Origin of the sequence: Sorangium sp. So ce296 (assembly GCF_051529605.1) — a bacterium.
Taxonomy (GTDB): Bacteria; Myxococcota_A; Polyangia; order Polyangiales; family Polyangiaceae; genus Sorangium; species Sorangium cellulosum_D.
This window is the reverse complement of the sequence record NZ_CP150325.1, coordinates 9,100,386-9,118,681: the sequence shown is the minus strand read 5'-3', so window position 1 is coordinate 9,118,681 and position 18,296 is coordinate 9,100,386. Positions and strand designations below refer to the sequence as shown.

The 18,296-nt window shown below is 72.1% G+C and carries 19 protein-coding genes; 11 read left to right on the top strand and 8 right to left on the bottom strand.

All coding sequences use genetic code 11. From position 1 onward, the window contains the following. Window positions 1–46: 46 nt before the first annotated feature. Complete coding sequence (locus tag WME98_RS33805; protein ID WP_061628549.1) at window positions 47–1,036, bottom strand: transaldolase; 990 nt, start codon at window positions 1,034–1,036, stop codon at window positions 47–49. Window positions 1,037–1,150: 114 nt separating this feature from the next. Between WME98_RS33805 and WME98_RS33800 the strand changes: the two genes are divergently transcribed. After that, complete coding sequence (locus tag WME98_RS33800) at window positions 1,151–3,187, top strand: MutS family DNA mismatch repair protein (RefSeq protein WP_437945811.1); 2,037 nt, start codon at window positions 1,151–1,153, stop codon at window positions 3,185–3,187. 31 nt (window positions 3,188–3,218) lie between these two features. Here WME98_RS33800 and WME98_RS33795 read toward each other — a convergent pair whose 3' ends face one another. Next, window positions 3,219–4,184 (bottom strand): alpha/beta fold hydrolase, encoded by a 966-nt coding sequence (locus WME98_RS33795; protein WP_437945810.1) that lies wholly within the window; start codon window positions 4,182–4,184, stop codon window positions 3,219–3,221. 137 nt (window positions 4,185–4,321) lie between these two features. Here WME98_RS33795 and WME98_RS33790 point away from each other — a divergent pair, with 137 nt between their 5' ends. Continuing rightward, on the top strand, window positions 4,322–4,813 hold the full coding sequence (locus WME98_RS33790; protein ID WP_437572357.1) for an LEA type 2 family protein: 492 nt from the start codon (window positions 4,322–4,324) through the stop codon (window positions 4,811–4,813). A gap of 26 nt (window positions 4,814–4,839) precedes the next feature. Here the strand turns inward: WME98_RS33790 and WME98_RS33785 are convergent, their stop codons facing one another. Further along, a complete protein-coding gene (locus WME98_RS33785) occupies window positions 4,840–5,565 on the bottom strand; it encodes a Uma2 family endonuclease (RefSeq protein ID WP_437945809.1) in 726 nt (241 codons plus the stop codon). Window positions 5,566–5,822: 257 nt separating this feature from the next. Here WME98_RS33785 and WME98_RS33780 point away from each other — a divergent pair, with 257 nt between their 5' ends. From WME98_RS33780 to WME98_RS33755, 6 genes are all read left to right on the top strand, one after another. After that, entirely contained in the window at window positions 5,823–6,110 is a 288-nt protein-coding gene (locus WME98_RS33780; protein WP_020733898.1) for a hypothetical protein, read from the top strand. Between the two features lie 19 nt (window positions 6,111–6,129). Further along, window positions 6,130–7,011, top strand: coding sequence for a galactose mutarotase (locus tag WME98_RS33775; protein WP_437945808.1), 882 nt, complete (start codon window positions 6,130–6,132; stop codon window positions 7,009–7,011). 213 nt (window positions 7,012–7,224) lie between these two features. Next, complete coding sequence (locus tag WME98_RS33770) at window positions 7,225–8,265, top strand: polysaccharide lyase (RefSeq protein WP_437945807.1); 1,041 nt, start codon at window positions 7,225–7,227, stop codon at window positions 8,263–8,265. 152 nt (window positions 8,266–8,417) lie between these two features. Continuing rightward, window positions 8,418–8,783, top strand: coding sequence for a DUF2089 domain-containing protein (locus WME98_RS33765; protein ID WP_061621987.1), 366 nt, complete (start codon window positions 8,418–8,420; stop codon window positions 8,781–8,783). Further along, the gene (locus WME98_RS33760; RefSeq protein WP_437945806.1) at window positions 8,783–9,436 is read left to right on the top strand and encodes a YIP1 family protein; all 654 of its coding nucleotides are present in this window, start codon (window positions 8,783–8,785) and stop codon (window positions 9,434–9,436) included. The genes WME98_RS33765 and WME98_RS33760 overlap by 1 nt, the downstream gene beginning before the upstream one ends. Before the next feature lie 159 nt (window positions 9,437–9,595). Continuing rightward, on the top strand, window positions 9,596–10,693 hold the full coding sequence (locus tag WME98_RS33755) for an alpha/beta hydrolase (protein ID WP_437945805.1): 1,098 nt from the start codon (window positions 9,596–9,598) through the stop codon (window positions 10,691–10,693). 21 nt (window positions 10,694–10,714) lie between these two features. Here the strand turns inward: WME98_RS33755 and WME98_RS33750 are convergent, their stop codons facing one another. Beyond that, on the bottom strand, window positions 10,715–11,140 hold the full coding sequence (locus WME98_RS33750) for a VOC family protein (RefSeq protein WP_437945804.1): 426 nt from the start codon (window positions 11,138–11,140) through the stop codon (window positions 10,715–10,717). Window positions 11,141–11,219: 79 nt separating this feature from the next. Between WME98_RS33750 and WME98_RS33745 the strand changes: the two genes are divergently transcribed. Then, window positions 11,220–12,383, top strand: coding sequence for a peptide-N-glycosidase F-related protein (locus WME98_RS33745; RefSeq protein WP_437945803.1), 1,164 nt, complete (start codon window positions 11,220–11,222; stop codon window positions 12,381–12,383). Window positions 12,384–12,437: 54 nt separating this feature from the next. Here WME98_RS33745 and WME98_RS33740 read toward each other — a convergent pair whose 3' ends face one another. Continuing rightward, window positions 12,438–12,833, bottom strand: coding sequence for a GFA family protein (locus tag WME98_RS33740; protein WP_437945802.1), 396 nt, complete (start codon window positions 12,831–12,833; stop codon window positions 12,438–12,440). Next, window positions 12,827–13,027 (bottom strand): hypothetical protein, encoded by a 201-nt coding sequence (locus WME98_RS33735; protein ID WP_437945801.1) that lies wholly within the window; start codon window positions 13,025–13,027, stop codon window positions 12,827–12,829. Before WME98_RS33735 ends, WME98_RS33740 begins: the two co-directional genes overlap by 7 nt. Window positions 13,028–13,690: 663 nt before the next feature. Between WME98_RS33735 and WME98_RS33730 the strand changes: the two genes are divergently transcribed. Then, a complete protein-coding gene (locus WME98_RS33730) occupies window positions 13,691–14,794 on the top strand; it encodes a cellulose binding domain-containing protein (protein ID WP_437945800.1) in 1,104 nt (367 codons plus the stop codon). A gap of 468 nt (window positions 14,795–15,262) precedes the next feature. Here WME98_RS33730 and WME98_RS33725 read toward each other — a convergent pair whose 3' ends face one another. Both WME98_RS33725 and WME98_RS33720 read right to left on the bottom strand, forming a co-directional pair. Then, complete coding sequence (locus tag WME98_RS33725) at window positions 15,263–16,405, bottom strand: cytochrome P450 (protein WP_437945799.1); 1,143 nt, start codon at window positions 16,403–16,405, stop codon at window positions 15,263–15,265. 472 nt (window positions 16,406–16,877) lie between these two features. After that, window positions 16,878–17,099: a hypothetical protein gene (locus tag WME98_RS33720; RefSeq protein WP_437945798.1), complete on the bottom strand. Its 222-nt coding sequence runs from the start codon at window positions 17,097–17,099 to the stop codon at window positions 16,878–16,880. A 170-nt stretch (window positions 17,100–17,269) separates the two neighbouring features. Here WME98_RS33720 and WME98_RS33715 point away from each other — a divergent pair, with 170 nt between their 5' ends. Further along, the gene (locus WME98_RS33715) at window positions 17,270–18,265 is read left to right on the top strand and encodes a zinc-dependent alcohol dehydrogenase family protein (RefSeq protein WP_437945797.1); all 996 of its coding nucleotides are present in this window, start codon (window positions 17,270–17,272) and stop codon (window positions 18,263–18,265) included. Window positions 18,266–18,296: the final 31 nt, after the last annotated feature.

The window sequence follows — 18,296 nt, the reverse complement described above, 5'->3', positions numbered from 1 at the left end:
TTTTCCCCGGCGTTCTGCCCCGCGGGCCGCGCCCGCGCCGCCGGCGCTAGGAGGCCGCCACCTTCTGCAGGCGCTCGCGGAGCAGGACCTCGAGCTGGGCGAGCGCCTTCGCGAAGCCGTCGATCCCCTCGCTGAGCTTGTCGCTCGCCATCCGGTCGGCGCCGTGCATCGCGCGGAACGTCGCCTCATCCATCGTGATCTTCTCGATGTGCATGGCGCGCGCCGCGTCCGGGTCGAGCTTCCTCGGCAGCTCGCCGCGCGCGGCGGCGAGCTCGGCGAGCAGCTTCGGCGAGATCGTCAGGAGATCGCAGCCGGCGAGCTCCTTGATCTCGTCGATGTTGCGGAAGCTCGCGCCCATCACCTCGGTCTTGTAGCCGTGCTTCTTGTAGTAGTTGTAGATCTTCGTGACCGAGACGACGCCCGGGTCCTCGGCGGGCGCGTAGCTCGCGCGGCCCGTGTCCTTCAGGTACCAGTCGAGGATGCGGCCGACGAACGGCGAGATGAGCGTCACGCCCGCCTCGGCGCACGCGATCGCCTGGTGCAGCCCGAAGAGCAGCGTGAGGTTGCAGTGGATGCCCTCCTTCTCGAGGACCTCCGCCGCCCGGATGCCCTCCCACGTCGAGGCGATCTTGATGAGCACGCGCTCGCGCGAGACGCCGGCCTCCTCGTAGAGGCGGATGATGCGCCGGCCCTTCTCGATGGTCGCCTGGGTGTCGTAGGAGAGGCGGGCGTCGACCTCGGTCGAGACGCGGCCGGGGATGATCTTCAGGATGCGCAAGCCGAAATCGACGGCGAGCCGGTCGAACGCGAGGCTCACGGCGTCGCCCGGCTCCTTGCTCTGGCCCGCCTCCTTCTGGGCCCACGCGAGCGCGCCGCTCACGATGTCGGTGTACTCGGGCATCTGGGCGGCCGCGGTGATGAGCGACGGGTTCGTCGTCGCGTCTTGCGGGCGGAATTTCTCGATCGAGTTGATGTCGCCGGTGTCGGCGACCACGACGGTGTACGCCTTGAGGCGCTCCAGCAGGTTCTGGTCCATGGCGCCATTGTACGAGCAGCCAGCCAGGACGCTTCAAAGCTTTCGTGGCCTCCGTGCGAAGGGCCTCCGCTGCCGCTGGATGCACGGCCCGCGCTGGCCTATGAACAGCGGCCCGTGGAGCAGCCCCCCAACGCCGCCGCGCAGCCGCCCCCCAACGCCGCCGCGCAGCCGCCCCCCGACGCCGTCGCGCAGCGCGTCCTGTCCGCCTACGACGATCGCCTGGCCGTCCTGCGCGCCGAGGCCGGCGCGCTCGAGCGTCGGTCGAGGACGTTCTCGCTCCTGCGCGGCGTCTCGTTCGTGGCCGCGGCCGTGGCCGGGGGGTACGCGCTCTTCGGCGATGTGCCGCGGTGGGTCGCGTACGCCGCCGGCGCGGTGACCGCGGTGTTCCTCGGGCTGCTCGTGGCGCACGCGCGCCTCGTCACCCGGATGACGGAGCTCGAGCAGCGCATCGGCCTCTACGTGCGCGGCAAGCGGCGCGTCGCCGGCGACTTCGCCGACTTCCCCGAGCGGGGCGAGCGCTTCGCCGCGCCCGACCACGACTACGCGGGCGATCTCGACGTGTTCGGGCAGGCGTCGCTGTTCCAGCTGCTCGACGTGGCCCAGACGGGCGAGGGCGAGGCCACGCTCGCGGCCTGGCTCACCGAGCCCGCCCCGGCGCCCGCCGTGGCGGCGCGGCAGGAGGCGGTGCGCGAGCTCGCCGGCCTCGGCGCGTTCCGGGAGGATCTCGCCGTGGTGGGCATGCAGGCGGGGGCGCGCGGCCGCGAGGCCGGGCCGCTCATCGCGTGGGCCGAGGCGCCCCCGGCGCTGCTCGGCGCCGAGGCGCGCGCCGGCGGCCTGCCGGCGAGCGCGCTGCTGACCGCGGCGAAGGTGCTCGTGCCGCTGACGCTCGCGCTGCTCGCCGCGCCGCAGGTCGTCCCGGCGGAGCAGCTCGGGCTGCTCCGCCACGCCTGGCTCCTGCCGTTCGGGGCCCAGCTGCTCGTGCTGCTCCTCCTGCGGCCCGCGATCGAGCCGATCCTCGCCGCCGCCTCGTCGCGCGAGGCGCCGTTCGCGCGGTACCGGCCGCTCCTCGCGCGCATCGAGCAGCAGGCGTTCTCGTCGGCGCTGCTGAACGAGCTCAAGGCCGAGCTCGCCGGCCCCTCCGGCGCGCTCGCCTCGCGCGAGATGACGGCGCTCGAGACCCGGGTGGGCTACTCGGATCTGCGCCACAGCGGGCTCATCCACCTCATCGCCGACCTCTTCCTGCTCTGGGACGTGTGGTGCGCGCTCTCCCTGGAGCGGTGGAAGCTGCGCGCGGGCCGGCACGTGAAGGCGTGGATGCGGACGCTCGGGCACGTCGAGGCGCTCGCGAGCCTCGCGACGTTCGCGCACGAGAACCCCGACTACGCCTACCCCGAGGTGAGCGTCGGGGAGCCGCGCTTCGCGGCGACGGGGCTCGGCCACCCGCTCTTGCCGCGCGACCGCCGGGTGACGAACGACGTCTCGCTGGAGGGCGCGGGCGCCGCGCTGCTCGTGACGGGCTCGAACATGTCGGGCAAGAGCACGCTGCTGCGCGCCATCGGGGTGAACGCCGCGCTCGCCCTCGCGGGCGCGCCGGTGTGCGCGTCGTCGCTGTCGCTGTCGCCGGTCCGCGTCCGGACGAGCATGCGGATCAAGGACTCGCTCGAGCAGGGCGTCTCGCACTTCTACGCCGAGCTGACCCGCCTGAAGCGGGTCGTCGACGGCGTGGGCCGCGGCGAGCCGGTGCTGTTCCTGCTCGACGAGATCCTCCACGGCACGAACGCGCGGGAGCGCCAGATCGGGGCCAGGGCGGTGGTGAGGCACCTGGTCGAGCGGGGGGCCATCGGCGCGGTGTCGTCCCACGACATGGGGCTCTCCGTGCTGGAGCAGGAGACCTCGGGCCGCGTGCGCAACATGCACTTCGAGGAGCTCGTGGTCGATGACCGGATGACCTTCGACTACAAGCTGAAGGCCGGCGTCGTGACGAGCGCGAACGCGCTGCGGCTCATGAAGATCGTGGGGATCGACCTCGACTTCTCGGAGGGCGAGCGCGGGCCGGCCGCGGCGGCCTCGTCACCGCCGCCGCCCGCGTCACCGCCGCCGCCCGCGTCACCGCCGCCGCCCGCGTCGGAGCGAGCGGCGGCGCCGGAATGAGCGCGACGCGCCGTCCGGGCGGCTCACCCCGCTACGACGCGGCCTGACCCGTGCCCTGCTCGAGCGTCGCGGCGCGCTCCCCGGGGGCGCCTGACGCGGTCGGCGGCGGTGACGCGGCCGCCGCCGCCGGCGCGCCCGCGTCCCTCGAGATCACCTCCCGCGCGAACGCGGCGATCCGCTCGGCGAACCGGCGCGGATCGTCGACGTGCGGGCAGTGGCCGACGCCTTCGGGCTCCTCGATCTCCGCGTGCGGCGGGAGGTGCCGCCGGTAGTACTCGAGGTTGCCGCCCGGCATGAGGCGGTCCGAGCGGCCCCAGATGAGCAGGATCGGCATCGACAGGGACCGCAGCTGCTCGGGCGTGAACGCGTGCTCGCACCGGGCCGAGCTCGTGAAGGAGACGATGGTCTCGCGCGCGAACATCCGCACGATGTCGCCGGCCACCAGCGGGGCGAACCACGGGACGCGGTGGTAGAGCCGCGCGAAGAACGCGTGCGCGTCGGCCCGCGACCGCAGCTTGAAGGCGCCGAGCAGCGCCGCGAGCTCGGCCTGCTCCATGCACGCGCCGGCCGGCGACGCGAGCACCAGCGCGCGCACGCGGTCCGGCGAGCTCAGCGCGTAGCTCACCGCGACCGCGCCGCCGAGGGAGTTGCCGACGACGATGGCCGGCGCGTCGAGCTCGCGGTCGAGCAGCTCGTTCATGGCGGTGGTGAGGCACTCCGGCGTGAACGCCGACGCCGGCGCCGCGCTCCACCCGTGCCCCGGCGCCTCCGCGGCGACGACGCGGCGGGCGTGCCGCCGCAGCCGCTGGAGCACGGGCGCGTACGGGAGCGCCGACGAGCCGATGCCGTGGAGCAGGACCACGGTCGGGAGCGAGCCGGTGCCGGGCGCATCGTAGAGGTGCAGGCGGCAGACCGACGTGTCGACCCAGCGGCTCTGCACCCCGGAGCGGTTCAGCGCCTTCTTGGCGAGGCGCTCGGCGAGCGGGAGAATGCCCATCCGCCGGGCATAGCAGATCGCGAGGGTCTCCGCGCGGACGGAAGCGCGGGCCCGCGCGGCGGGGCTGCTCCGCCGTGCTCCGCCGCGCGGGCCCGATTTCCGTTGAGCGCCAACGAGATCCGCGCCACATCTCCGCCGTGCGCTCGCTGCTCCTCGCTGCCGCCCTCTCCCTGGTCGCGTGCTCGCGCCCCGAGCCGCCGACGCTCAAGCCCGAGGTCGCCGCGGTGACCGCCGTCACCGCCCAGGGCATCGATCTGCGGGTCCAGATCCAGGCGTACAACCCGAACAGCGTCGATCTCTCGACGCGCTCGCTGAAGGCGACCGTGCTGCTCGACGGCAAGATCGACGTCGGCACGGTCACCGTGCCCACGCCGCTCAAGCTGCGGTCGAAGCAGTGGACGCGGATCGACGCGCCGCTCTCGGTGAAATGGCAGGATCTCACCAGCATCGCCGCGCTCGCGGCGCAGGGTCGGGGGGTCCCGTACCAGGTGAACGGCACCGTCGCGATCGGCGGGGAGACGCTCAACGTGGACGTGCCGTTCCGCCTGGCGGGGACGCTCACGCAGGAGCAGCTCGTCACGGTGATCGGGAACTCGCTGCCGGGCCTGCCGCTCCCCGGCCTGCGCTAGGGACGGCCGTCCCGCGTCCGCGGGCTTCAGGTGAGCGGTCCGAAGCGCTTCTCGTAAGCCGCGAGCTTCTCCGCAAGCGCCTGCGCTCGCTCCTCCGCCGCGCGGGCCTGCTCCTCCGCCGCGCGGGCCTGCTCCTCCGCCGTGGGGAGCGCTCGCCCCTCGGCGTCGAGCCACCGGAGCCATTTCCCTTCGCTTCCCAGGTACGAGCCGTCCCGCACACCGAGGCGCAACCCGAGCTGCTGACTGACCAGCTCGCCGCCCGCGCTCGGGTCCATGGGCCTGTAGGCGCGCGAGCCGACGTCGAGCGCGTACCCTTCCAGCAGGTTCTTCATCGGATCGAACAGGAAGTACTCCGGCACGCGCAGCACCTTCGCGTAGATGCGCATCTTCTCCCCGCGGTCGACCGACTCCGTGCTCTCCGACAGGAGCTCGATCACCAGGTCCGGCGTCCTGCCGTTCTCCTGCCACACGACCCAGGACTTCCTGTCGCGGCGCACCGTATCGAGCACCACGAAGACGTCCGGCCCGCGGAAGTCGTTCTTCATGGTCTGGAGCTCGCTGAAGTAGATGGCCATGTTGCCGCTGACGTAGACGTCGTCGCGATCCTTCCAGAAGAGATCCAGCGACTCGATGAGCAGCAGCATCTGCTTGCGGTGGCGATCGCTCTCCATGGGCTCACCGTCGTCGTGGGGGAGCTCGTCCTCTCCGGGCGGCGCGATCGGGACGAGCGAGGTCTCGCTGGCGTACGGCATGGGCCTCCTCCGCGCGATCTTACCAGCTTCCCGGAAGGCTGCAGCCGAAGGCGGCTCGACGGCGGACGCGCTCGGCCTGCGTCGGCTTACGCCGGCGACGCGCCGTCGTGCGGAGAACGCCGCGCGCTCTGTTGTCTCGGGCTCGCAAAGCTTGCAGAATCGCCGCGGAGGAGGCGCCCGTGCCCGTCGACGAGTCCATCCGCTGCCCGTGCTCGCGGTCGCTCGGCGAGCGCTCGCTCGCCGCCGGGTAGCGGCCCATGTCCGGCGGCCTGATCTTCCACGACGGCGGCGGCGGGCCCGTCGCGCGCTGCGGGCGCTGCGGCGCCGAGGCGGCGGGGCCGTGCGCGCGCTGCCGTGCGCCCGTGTGCGGCGACTGCTGCGTGCTCACCGAGGGCGGCGCGCGGGTCTGGGCGATCTGCCTCGCGTGCGAGGATCGCGGCGGCCGCTCGCTCCGCCGGGGCTGGGCGATGGTCCTCGGGTGGATCGCGCTGCCGATCGCGGCGCTCGCGCTGCTCGTCGGGTTGCTCGAGTGGCTGCGCAGGTGATGGAGAGAACGGAGGCGTCATGTTCAGCGTGAAGCAGATCGAAGGTGCGATCCCCGCGGTGGAGCTCGTCGACGGCGGCGCCTCGAGCCGCGCCGTGCTCGCCCCGGCCCGCGGCGGGATCCTGACCGAGCTGACCCTCGGCGGGCGCGAGCTGCTCTACCTCGATCGCGCCACCTTCGAGGATCGCAGCGCCAACGTGCGCGGCGGCAACCCCGTGCTCTTCCCTTCCCCGGGCAAGCTCGCCGGCGACGCCTGGTCGTCCTCGGGCGCGCAGGGCCAGATGCGGCAGCACGGCTTCGCTCGCGCCCTGCCCTGGTCGCTCGACGATCGCGGCGCCGCCGCGCCCGACGGCGCCCACGCGCGGCTCGCCCTGCGCTCGAGCGAGGCGACGCGCGCGCAGTACCCCTGGGACTTCCGCGCCGAGCTCACCTACACGCTGCGCGGCAGATCGCTCCGGATCGACATCCGCGTGACCAACGAGACCGGCGAGGGCGCGCCGCCGATGCCCTTCGGGTTCGGGTTCCACCCCTACTTCGCCGTCTCCCAGGCCGACAAGCCCCGGGCCTCGATCGAGACGCGGGCGACGCGCGCGTTCGACAACACCACGAAGCAGGAGGTGCCCTTCTCCGGCTTCGACCTGACCCGGCCCGAGGTCGACCTCCACCTGCTCGACCACGGCTCCACCGAGAGCGCGCTCTCGATCGAGGGCCCTCGGGCCGCGCGCATCGCCGTCCGCGGCTCGCCCGAGTTCACCCACTGGGTCGTGTGGACCTTGCAAGGCAAGGACTTCGTGTGTCTCGAGCCCTGGACCTGCCCCGGCGACGCCCTCAACACCGGAGAGCGCCTGATCCACCTGCCGTCGCGAGAGACGCAGGCGCTGTGGATCGAAATCTCTGCCTGAGGCGCAGCGCGCGCGAGCCGGGCCCTCGTGACATGAGGGCTGAAGCGAGGCGCGCACGGGCCGTGTTCGATGCCTGCTTCGCGGTTGACGGCGGGCTGGAAACAGCATGGAATCCAGCCCATGACTTCCAGAACCCACCTTACCGCACATCGTAACCTTTTTCTCCGCTGCCGAGCGCTGATCGGGCGGCGGCCGCGATTCCTGCTTTCCGCCTTGCCCGCCGCCGCGCTCGTCGCGACCGTCGCGACGGGCGCCTCGGCGGCGCCGGTCTGGACCGGAGACTTCGAGACGGGCGACCTGTCCCAGTGGAACACCTCGCTCAACGGCGAGCACATCTCGGTGGTGACGTCGCCTGTCCTGCAGGGGACGCGGGCCGGGCAGATCCAGCTCACCAACGACGCCCGCTGGTCCAACGGCATCAAGCGGGTCGAGCTGAACCACAAGCCGGCCGCCGGGCGCACGGCCGAGGGCGCCCAGACGTATTTCGCCTGGAGCTTCTACCTCCCCGAGGCGCTCGCGGCGGACCCGCCGACGCAGATCGGATACTGGGAGTCCGACGGGAGCTACAATCAGATGATGTCCTTCGAGGTCGTGGGACAGAACATCAGCTTCGCCACCCGCAAGCCCGCGAACAAGGTGCACTGGCAGGCGAACGGCGCGGTGACGCCCGGCGTGTGGCACCGCATCGCGCTGCACATCAAGTGGTCGACGAACCCGAGCCAGGGCTCCGTGGACGTGTGGTTCGACGGCGAGCAGGTCGTCACCGCCGGCCAGGCGCAGACCCTCGCCGACGGCAACCCGCACTTCACGCAGCTCGGCCTGCTGCGCAACCCGTCCGAGTTCACGGACAGCCCCATCCTCATCCTCGATGACGCCGTGGAGGGGGACACCCTCGAGGACGTGCGTCCCGCGCTCCCCTCCTCCGGGGAAGGCGGCGCCGGGGGCGCGGGCGGCGGAGGTACCGGCGGCGGCGACAACACCGGCGGCGCGGGCGGCGCGACGAGCGGCAGCGGGGGCGCGGGCGGCGGGACCACGAGCGGCTCGGTCACATCGACGTCCTCGGCCGCGACCTCCGGCGCCGGCACCACCGGCACCGGCGCGGGGACCGGCGGCGCGGACGAGGGCGCCGACGAGGAGGGCGACGAGGGCGGCTGCAGCTTCCGCGCCGCCGGCTCGCCCGCGGCCCCCACGACGCTGGCCCTCGCCGGGCTCGCCGTCGCGCTCGCGTTCGCGCGGCGACGCGCGCGGCGCTGAGCCGTCGCGAACGGCGCCGCTCGGGCCCCGCGCGGGCGGCGCCGAGCGCATCGTGAGCTCGGCTGGGTCTCACAACAAAATTGATTCACGAATCAATTTTGTTAAACCAGATGTTGACGTCGTTGATCCACGGGACATATTAGCTTCGTCCTGTGGCAAAATTTGTCGTTCGATGCCCGAGCTGTGACGGCGAGCTGCGCGCGACGCGGCTCGGCTGCCAGGCGTGCGGAACCAACCTGGACGGCCAGTTCGAGATCCCGGCGCTGCTCCAGCTGTCGCCGGACGATCTCGCCTTCGTGACCGCCTTCGTGCGCTCGTCGGGGAGCCTGAAGGCGATGTCGCAGCTCCTTCAGATCAGCTACCCGACGGTGCGCAACCGGCTCGACGAGATCATCGGCCGGCTGGAAGCGCTGGAGCAGGGCGTTCAGAAGCGCCGGCACGAGATCCTGGATGCGCTCGAGCACGGGCGCCTCTCCGCGAAGGAGGCGGAGGAGGCGCTGAGAAAGGTGGGACTCTGATGAGGATCACGCCCGACGAGAGGGTGCGCGCGCTCGTGCGCGACCACGTGATCGAGCCCGCGGAAGGCGAGCGGCTCCTGGCGACGATGTCGCCGCGGCCCCCCCGGACCGGATGGCGGCTGGCGCTGGACCCGTTCGAGCGCTTCGGCGGGGAGGTCGCGGCCGTGGCAGGGCTCGCGATCGCCGCGCTGAGCGTCGCCATCACGCGCCTCGGCGTCCGCTTCGACGGCTTCCTCGACCTGCACATGGCGCCGGAGGTCGTCCCGACCACGACCGCGCTCCTCGAGCAGGTCGTCGTGTGGCCCCTGCCCGCCCTGCTCTTCTGGGCGTACGCGCGGCTCCTGCGGTGCCGCGTGCGGTTCGTCGATTTCCTCGGCGTGACCGGGCTCTCGCGCGCGCCGCTCGCGCTCGCGGCGGTCGTGCTCGGCCTGCTCGCCCCTGCGCCGCCAGCGGCGGGCGGGCCGGCGCTCACGCCCGCGGTGGCCGCCTTTGCCGTCCTGGCCGCGCTGTGCCTCGCGTGGTTCCTGACGCTGCTGACCCAGGGCTTCAAGAACGCCTCCGGCCTGCGGGGCGCTCCGCTGATCGCAGGGCTCATCGCCCTCGTGCTCGTCTCGGAGATCGTCTCGAAGGTCGCGCTCGCGCACCTCGGCTGACTCCATCCGGTCCGCGGCGCGCCGCCCGGTTCACGCGGCGCGCGCTCGACGACGCTCGCTCTGCCGCGAGGGCGCACCGGTGCGCCCGGGCGGCGTCGGCTTTCTCCTGCTGCTGGCATCCTGCTGCTGGCATCTCCCCTGCTTCTTCGGAGGCTCGTCATGTCATTGCGTTCGAATCACCTGGTCCCGGCGCGCCGCGCCGCGTTCGCTCTCTCGTGTGCGGTCGCGCTCGCGGGGTCGCCCTTCGGCGTGGGCTGCGGCGCCGCAGTGGGCGAGTCGTCCGCCGGCGGAGACGGCGCCCTCCCGGACGAGACGGAGCCGCCCCCGGGGCAGGACACGCCGACCCCGCCGGCGTGTCCGGAGGCGACCAGCGCCGATCTCACCGTCGAGAACGCGTACGGCGCGCTGGCGGGCACGCTCGAGGTGCCGGCCGGGTGCGGGCCGTTCCCCGCGGTGGTGATCCTCCCCGGCTCCGGGCCGACCGATCGGGACGGCAACCAGGCCGCCGCGGGCGTCGCTGCGGACACGTACCGGCTCCTCGCGGAGGGCCTCCGGGACCGGGGAATCGCGTCGATCCGCTATGACAAGGCCGGCATCGGCGGGAGCGCCTCCGCGGCGCCCCGCAGCGAGCAGGAGCTGCGCTTCGAGATGGGCGCCGACGACGCGGTCCTGTGGGTGAAGGCGCTCCGCGACGACGGGCGGTTCGCGACGGTCACGGTGGTCGGCCACAGCGAGGGCTCGCTGCTCGGCATGCTGGCCGCCCAGGCGATCGAGGTCGACGGCTACGTCTCGATCGCCGGCGCGGGCCGGCCCATCGGCGAGGTGCTGCGCGACCAGCTCGCCGGCCTGCCGGACGAGGATCGCGCGAAGGCGTACGAGATCCTGGGTCGGCTCGAGGCGGGCGAGCTCGTGGAGGATGTCCCGCAAACGGAGCTGTTCCTGGGCCTGTTTCGCCCGAGCGTGCAGCCGTACATCATCTCGTGGATGAAGCACGATCCCGCGGTCGAGCTCGCGGCCGTGAAGGCGCCGGTCCTCCTGCTGCACGGGACGGCCGATATCCAGGTGGGGGTGCAGGAAGCCGAGCGGCTCGCCGGCGCGCGGCCGGACGCAAGGCTCGTCCTCATCGAGGGGATGAGCCACACGCTCAAGGAGGCGACGCTCTCGAGCGCGTCGCAGCGAGCGGCGTACAGCGATCCGAGCCTGCCTGTGGTGCCGCGCGTGCTCGACGAGATCGGGGCGCTCCTCCGCGCGGAGTGACGCCGCGCGCCCGGTCCTCGGCTATGCGTAATAACGCGCTTCGAGCATGTTTCCGTCCGGATCCTGGAAGTAGAACCAGTGCACGGAGGCGCCGCGCGCGCCGAACGACGGGTTGTTCGCCGTGTGCATCGCCACGCGCGCCGCGCTGAGCCGGGCGGCCAGGGCGTCGAACTCGTCGCGATCCATCGCAAAGCAGACGTGGTTGATGGGCCCGCCGGCGCCGGACGGCCTCGTCTCGCCGGTGGCCTTCCGGACGAACTCGGTGATGGAGACGGGCATCAGGTCGAGGATCGACGTCTCGGAGAGGCGGACGCTCGGAAACGGCGCCTGCCCCGCCCGGAACTCCTCGGCGCGGACGCTGGTGAGGCCGACCACCCGGGTATAAAACTCGAGCGCGCGGAGCGGGTCCTCGACCCACAGGACGACGTGATCGACGTGGAGTGCCATGAGGAGGAGAAGGCTACCGCGGCGGGCCCCGCCCGGGCTACCGTGGGATCTCGCCATCAGGCACGACCCGGAGGATCTCATGTCGGGTTCACGTTGCATGCGACGCGCCCTCGCCGGGGCGCTCGGTTTCGCCGTCGTCCTGGGGGGCTCCGGCTGCAGCGACGACGCGGCGCGCGCGCCCGGGCAAGCGCAGCCCGGCGCCGGCGGGGCCGGCGGCCAGGGCGGCGAGGAGCAGGAGCCCTCTCCCGCGCCGGCCTACACGATCGCGGCGTTCGAGGAGGTCCGGATCACGAGCGACGCCAGTCAGCCGAACTTCCAGCAGGCGAACGCGGACATCGATCTGCGCGACGGGCCGTTCGCGAGCGTGAGGCTCGTCGTGGAGCTGGAGAGCACGTGTTATCCCTTCGAGACGTGGGAGGACAATCCTCCCCCGGAGGGCCAGAGCTGGCCCGCGGACTGCGACGCGTTCGACCGGAACTTCGAGCTCTCCCTGGATGATCCCGTCGATCCTGCGGCGGATCCGCCGGGCATCGAGCTCGTCCGCGCGATCACGCCGTTCGGGGGGCCGCTGCGCCTGGACGTGGACATCACGGACGTGGCGAACGGGCTCCCCGCGGGCCAGCACCGGCTGAGGGTGGTGATCCCGACATGGTCCGACGGGAGCGGTCAGGTGAGCGGCTCGAACGGCGGGTGGAACGTGAGCGCAGTGATCGAGGCGGTGCCCGGGCCGGCGCCGAGGAAGGTGCTGGCGGTGGTCCCGCTGTTCAACGGGTCGCAGACGACCGCGGACGGGCCGGGGCCGCTCGCCGTGGAGGTGCCGGAAGGGACGGTGAGCTCGCGCGTGGAGTACCGGATCACCGGCCACGGCGGCGGCGAGTCCGGGTCGGGGTGCATCGGACCGGCCGAGGAGTTCTGCCGGCGAATACACACCCTCTTCGTGGACGGGAGCGAGCTTGCCCGCATCAGGCCGTGGCGGACCGACTGCGCGGCGCTCTGCACGATCGCGCACCACGGGCCGGAGGACGGCGGGTTCGATTACTGCCTGGAGAACCCGTGCGGAGCGATCGAGAGCGTTCGGGCGCCGCGGGCGAACTGGTGCCCAGGGAGCGAGTCGCCGCCGTTCACGTGGGACGCGGACGCGCTGCGGGTGCCCGGGCAGCACACGGTGGCGTGGGAGATCTCGACGATCGCGGAGGGCGGCTTGTGGAGGGTCTCGGCGACGTACTTCGCGTTCGGCGAGTAGCGGCGCCGCGAGCGGCCGCGCGCGTCGCGCCGGCCTCTCGCGCGCTCCGCCGCGCTACGGCGGCAGCTCCTCGAACTGGGGGAGGCCGTCGGTGATCGGATGCCACGCCGCCTTCGAGCCGACGTAGATGTGATGATCCGGCCGTCGCTCCGGCGCCTCGGAGAGCGCGCCGAGCTGCACGTGAGCGAACGTGTTCCCGCGGACCGTGTCATACAGCGGCGAGAAGCATCGATCGCACAGGCCGCGATACCCCTCCTCGGACTCGTCGACCTTCAAGAGGTGCTCGCGACCCGCGGAGATTTTGACCTTGTCGATCGCGATCCCGCCGACGGCGGAGCAGGCGGCGCCGGTGCGCCGCCGGCACCTCGAGCAATGACAGTAGAAGGCGTAATCGAACGCATCGTCGACCTCGAAGCGCACGAGGCCGCAATAGCAGCTGCCCGTCAGCATGGCTCCTCCACCTCTCTCGATCGCCGCCCGAAGGCCGAGAGCCGGCCGGCCCCGACCAGCCAGATCCGCGGGTGATGCGGCAGCCCGTCGCGCGGCCGCCGCGCGGCCGCGGCGACGAAGGCGTCCTGCAGCGCCTCGTCGCTCGACGAGCTCAGCGCTTCAGGCACCCAATGTACGAGACCTACGTACTTCATAAGACCTCCGGCCCTGGCAGTCTTGGTGGATCGTGGGTCATCCAGTCCATGGTTGTCCGGCGCGCCCTCCGATCGACTCCGATCGCACGAGCGCTGTTCTTTTGCTGTACCACGGGTCGCCTCGGGCAGGCGCCCGCGACTGGCGGCCTCTGCGGTCGACCGCGGCCCGGCCGTCCGCGCCGCGTCCGCCGTCGCGCCGGGCGGCTCCCGCATCCGCGGTTCGGCCCAGCGATCGCGGTGCGCGGGCGGCTTCTGGGGAGCCCGGCACAGGGCGGGTATCGGCGGAGAGAGCGCGCCGGCGCGATGCTTGCAATTGCAAAAGAGCGTGCCTGACCGGAGCTCGGCACAGGGAGGGTATCGGCGGCGGGCGATCCGGCGCGATGCTTGCAATTGCAAAGGAACGTGCCTGAACCGTTCCGATATCAATTGATGTTTGAACCCCATCAAAGGCAGAGATTCTTTGTGCGTGATGCACGCGGACGACTACAATGCCGTCGCGACCGGGGATAAACCGGCGAGCACATCCGTGATCAAGAGATCGCTGACAGGGAATCACGAACTCAAACCAGAAAACGGCAGAGCTCACGGGCTTCTTTGATTCACTTATTCATCTTGAGCAGAACCCCGTGAATTTGCCGATCTGACATGGAGAACTTAATGCGTATGGATCGCTTACTTGGCTACATCTCCGCTTCGCTTGCATGCAGCCTGCTCGCCTGTAGCGCTGGTTCGCAGAGCGATGAGAACAGCGGCGCGTTGGGCTCCGCGCTCGTGAGCCCGGATGGCACGATGACGGCGGAGATCACCGTGCCGTCGGACTGGAAGAGCGGGTACTGCGCGAGCGTGACGATCAAGAACACGGGCAGCAGCGCGGCGACCTCCTGGGGGATGGTCATCGGGCTCAACGGCTCGACGTTGAACCACGCGTGGAACACGCGCATCACGCCGTCGGACGGGCAGCTGAGGGCCGTCAACGAGTCGTACAACGGGAGGCTGGACCCGGGCGCCTCGACCATGTGGGGGTTCTGCGGGACCGGCACCGGCAGGCCCACGCTCGTCTCGGTCGACGGCACCGGAGGCCCGGACGTCACCACGAGCACGTCCGTGAGCAGCAGCGTTGGGTCGGGCGGCGGCGCGGGCGTCGGCGGCAGCGGCGGCGAGGGCGGCGAGGACGGCGGCACGACCACCGCGACCACGACGGGCGCCGGCGGCGACGGCGGCGCTGGCGGCGGCACGACCACGACGGGCACCGGCGGCGACGGCGGCGGCACGACCACCACGACCACCGCGGGCACCGGCGGCGGCGAGGGCGGCGCTGGCGGCGGCACGACCACCACGACCACGACGGGCACCGGCGGCGACGGCGGCGCTGGCGGCGGCTCCACCACCGCGGGCACCGGCGGCGCACCGCCGCTGGATCCGGCGTGCGGCCCGGACACCGCGACCTTCGCCGATGTGGCGCCCATCCTGGTGAAGAGCTGCGCCAACCAGTTCTGTCACGGCAACCCCACCTCGCCGGCCGGCCGGCTCGACCTCCGCGAGAGCATGGCGGTCGGCGCGCTGGTCAATCAGGACGCCGGCTCGTGCTCCAGCGAAAAGGCGCTCGTCGTGCCGTTCATGCCGAGCAGCAGCTACCTGATGAACAAGCTGAAGGACGTCGGCCTGTGCGACCCTGACGAGAGCAGCATGCCCCCGGGCTCGTCGCTGCCCGAGGCCGAGCTCAAGACGATCAACGACTGGATTTGCGCGGGCGCCCCCGAGCCCTGAGCTCTGCGCGCGCCGGCTCAACCTGGGTCGGCGCCGACCACCCCAACCTGGGTCGGCGCCGACCACCCCAACCTGGGTCGGCGCCGGCTCACCCTGGGTCGGCGCCGGTTCAACCTGGGTCGGCGCCGGTTCAACCTGGGTCGGCGCCGGTTCAACCTGGGTCGGCGCCGGTTCAACCTGGGTCGGCGCCGGTTCAACCTGGGTCGGCGCCGGTTCAACCTGGGTCGGCGCCGGTTCAACCTGGGTCGGCGCCGGCTCAACCTGGGTCGGCGCCGGCTCAACCTCGCCAGCCCACTCTAACCGAATCAGGCGCCCACATCGCCGACTTCAACGCCCCCCATCTCGCCCCACCGCCGCTCGGCCGGCCCGCCGCTCCCACCGCCGTGTCCCGACGACCGCGGCGCGAGCGACGCTGCTTCCACAGCAGCGCCGTCGCCCGTCATCGCCCTACCCGCGCCGCCAGCCGATCTAGCTCACCTGCTGGCCCGTCCGCCGGGCGAGGATGAACCGGAGCGGCAGCGCGATCGGGCCGCGGACCGTCAGCGTGCGGTTGTAGCGGACCTCGCCAGGTACGCGCTCGACCCGCTCGAAGCGCGCGATCACCGCCTCCAGCGCCACCCGCGCCTCCATGCGGGCCAGCGCCGCGCCGATGCAGAAGTGGACGCCGTGCCCGAAATGCAGACCTCCCTGCGACCCACGGTGCAGGTCGAACCGATCCGGATCCTTGAACCGCGCCTCGTCCCGGTTGGCCGAGGCCATGATCGGGAGCACCAGCGCGCCGCGCGGCACGGTCACCCCGGAGAGCACGACGTCCGCGGTGGCGATCCGTGGGAGCGTCTGGACCGGGCCATCGTAGCGGAGCATCTCCTCGACGAAGAGCGAGATCAGGCCGGGCTCGGCGTGCAGCCGCTCCATCATGTCCGGGTGGTCCGCGAGGAACAGCAGCGAATTGCTGAGGAGATGCGTCGTGGTCTCCAGCCCGCCGATCAGGAGCGTGACAAGGAACTCGACGATCTCGGCGTCCGTCAACCGCTGCCCGTCGAGCTCGGCGCGGACGAGATCGCTCACCGTGTCGTCGACCGGCGCGCGGCGCCGCTTCGCGATGACCTCCATCAGGTACCCGGTCAGCTCCGCGAGGGTCGTCTTCACGCGCTGGGCGTCGTCGGGGCTCGGTAGCTCGGGCGTGATCGACACGATGTCGTCGGCCCAGCGCTTGAACTTGGCGTGGAGCGCGTGATCGAGGCCGAGGATCTCGCCGATGGCAAAGGCCGGCAGCGGGTGCGCGAAGGCCTCGACGAAATCGGCCTCCTCCACGAGCCGGTTCGTGAGCTCCGACGCGACCGCGCGGAGGCGCGGCTCGATCCGCGCCACGGTGGCAGCCCCGAACGCGCGGTGGATCAAGCCGCGCAGCCGCGTGTGCGCCGGCGGGTCCATGGCGAGCATCGAGTTGGCGAATGGGTTGTAGCCCACCCAGGGAGGCTGCCACGCCACCTTGAAGCCCTCGGAGGAGAAGAGCCCCGGGTTCTTCATCACGAAGAGCACGTCCTCGTACTGGGTCACCGCCCACATGCCGCCGGGATCGACCTGGCAAACCGGGCTCGTTCGCCGCATCTCGGCATAATAGGGATGCGGATTCGCACGTAGATCTGGCGCCAACACATCAAGAAAGGGACTCATCGCGGCTGCCTCCGGTTCGCCGGTCCAGCGAGGCACGCCCTGGGCTGCTAACGGGTCGATGGTCCTCCCCCACAGCGACCAAGCTCGTGATCCTCGATACTACGGCACACCACATGTTTGCCATGAAATACGTATTGTACGCAATAGCTCATTCGGGCGTGCGCACGCCGACGAGGCCGCGGGGCTTGCGAGCCCCGTCGCGGCAGCATGGCGGGAGACTATGTATGTCGTTGTGAGGAATCCCGGCGCCGCTCGTGGTGCGGTCGGCGCGGGTGAGCTCGGCGCGCCGCCCGGGCGCAGCAGCGTCGACCCAGGTTGCCGGCGCCCAGCGGCGACCCGAGCCGGGTGGCGCGGAGCGCAGGCCGGGGGCGGGGCGCAGGTCGGGCGGGGCGGCGCGACGCCCGGCTCACTCGTGGACGAGAGGGCCGATGCCGTCGGCGAACGGCCACCCGTAGCTCACATCGAGATGAATCTTCCAGTCGAACGCCCCGCGAAGCGTCGGGTGGTTGCTCTCGAGCTCGTTCCACGTGGGGATCGCCTCGTCGATCGACATGTAGTTCGTCTCGTTCGAGATCCCGAATCCCACGACGACGTGCCGCGGACCGAGCAGCGAGACCCACTCGTTCACGGGACATCCGCGTTCCGCCGCGCTCGCGGAGCGGCGCGCGGCTGCGCCAGCTCGATCGGCCCTCTGCCGCGTACGTCGCCGGGAAATCGAGGAAACACGCGCCGTCCGCGCGCCTCGCCGGACGCGCCGTCGCGCGCTCCGCGGCGGCGGCGTAAGCTGCGGCGCAAGCCATGCGCGCCCTCGTCCTGAAAGCCGCGAAGAGCCCGCTCGTGCTGGAGGATCGGCCCGCCCCGCGGCCAGCGCCCGGCGAGGTGCTGCTCCGCGTGCGCGCGTGCGCCGTGTGCCGCACCGATCTGCACGTGGTCGACGGCGAGCTGCCCGACCCCAGGCTGCCGCTCGTGCCCGGGCACCAGATCGTCGGCGAGGTCCTCGAGGAGGTGCCCGCGCCCGGCGAAGCGCCGCGGTTCGCGCGCGGCGCGCGTGTGGGCGTGCCCTGGCTCGGGTGGACCTGCGGCGCGTGCGCGCATTGCCGCGCAGGGCGGGAGAACCTCTGCGATAAGGCGCGCTTCACCGGGTACCAGATCGACGGCGGTTATGCGGAGCTCGCGGTCGCGGACGCGCGCTTCTGCTTCCCTGTCCCGGCGGGCCTCCCGGATCTCTCGGCCGCGCCGCTGCTCTGCGCCGGGCTCATCGGGTATCGCACGCTGCGCATGGCCGGGGACGCGGAGCGGATCGGGATCTACGGGTTCGGCGCCGCCGCCCACCTCGTGGCGCAGGTGGCCCGCTTCGAGGGGCGGCGCATCTTCGGGTTCGTCCGGCCGGGCAACGACGCGGCGCGGGCGTTCGCGCTGGCCATGGGCGCCGAATGGGCGGGCGCCTCCTCCGACGCGCCGCCCGAGGAGCTCGACGCGGCGCTGATCTTCGCCCCGGCCGGCGAGCTCGTCCCGGCCGCGCTGCGCGCCGTGCGCAAGGGCGGCACCGTCGTCTGCGGGGGAATCCACATGAGCGATATCCCCTCCTTCCCGTATTCGATCCTGTGGGGCGAGCGGGTGCTGCGCTCGGTGGCGAACCTGACGCGCAAGGATGGCGAGGAGTTCCTCGCGCTGGCGCCGCGGGTGCCCCTGCGGACCGAGGTGAACGTGTACCCGCTGGAGGCGGCCAACGGCGCGCTCGACGATCTGCGGAACGGCCGCTTCTCCGGGGCGGCGGTGCTCGTGCCGCCGTGAACGCAGGACGGCGGCGCGCGCGGGAACCGCA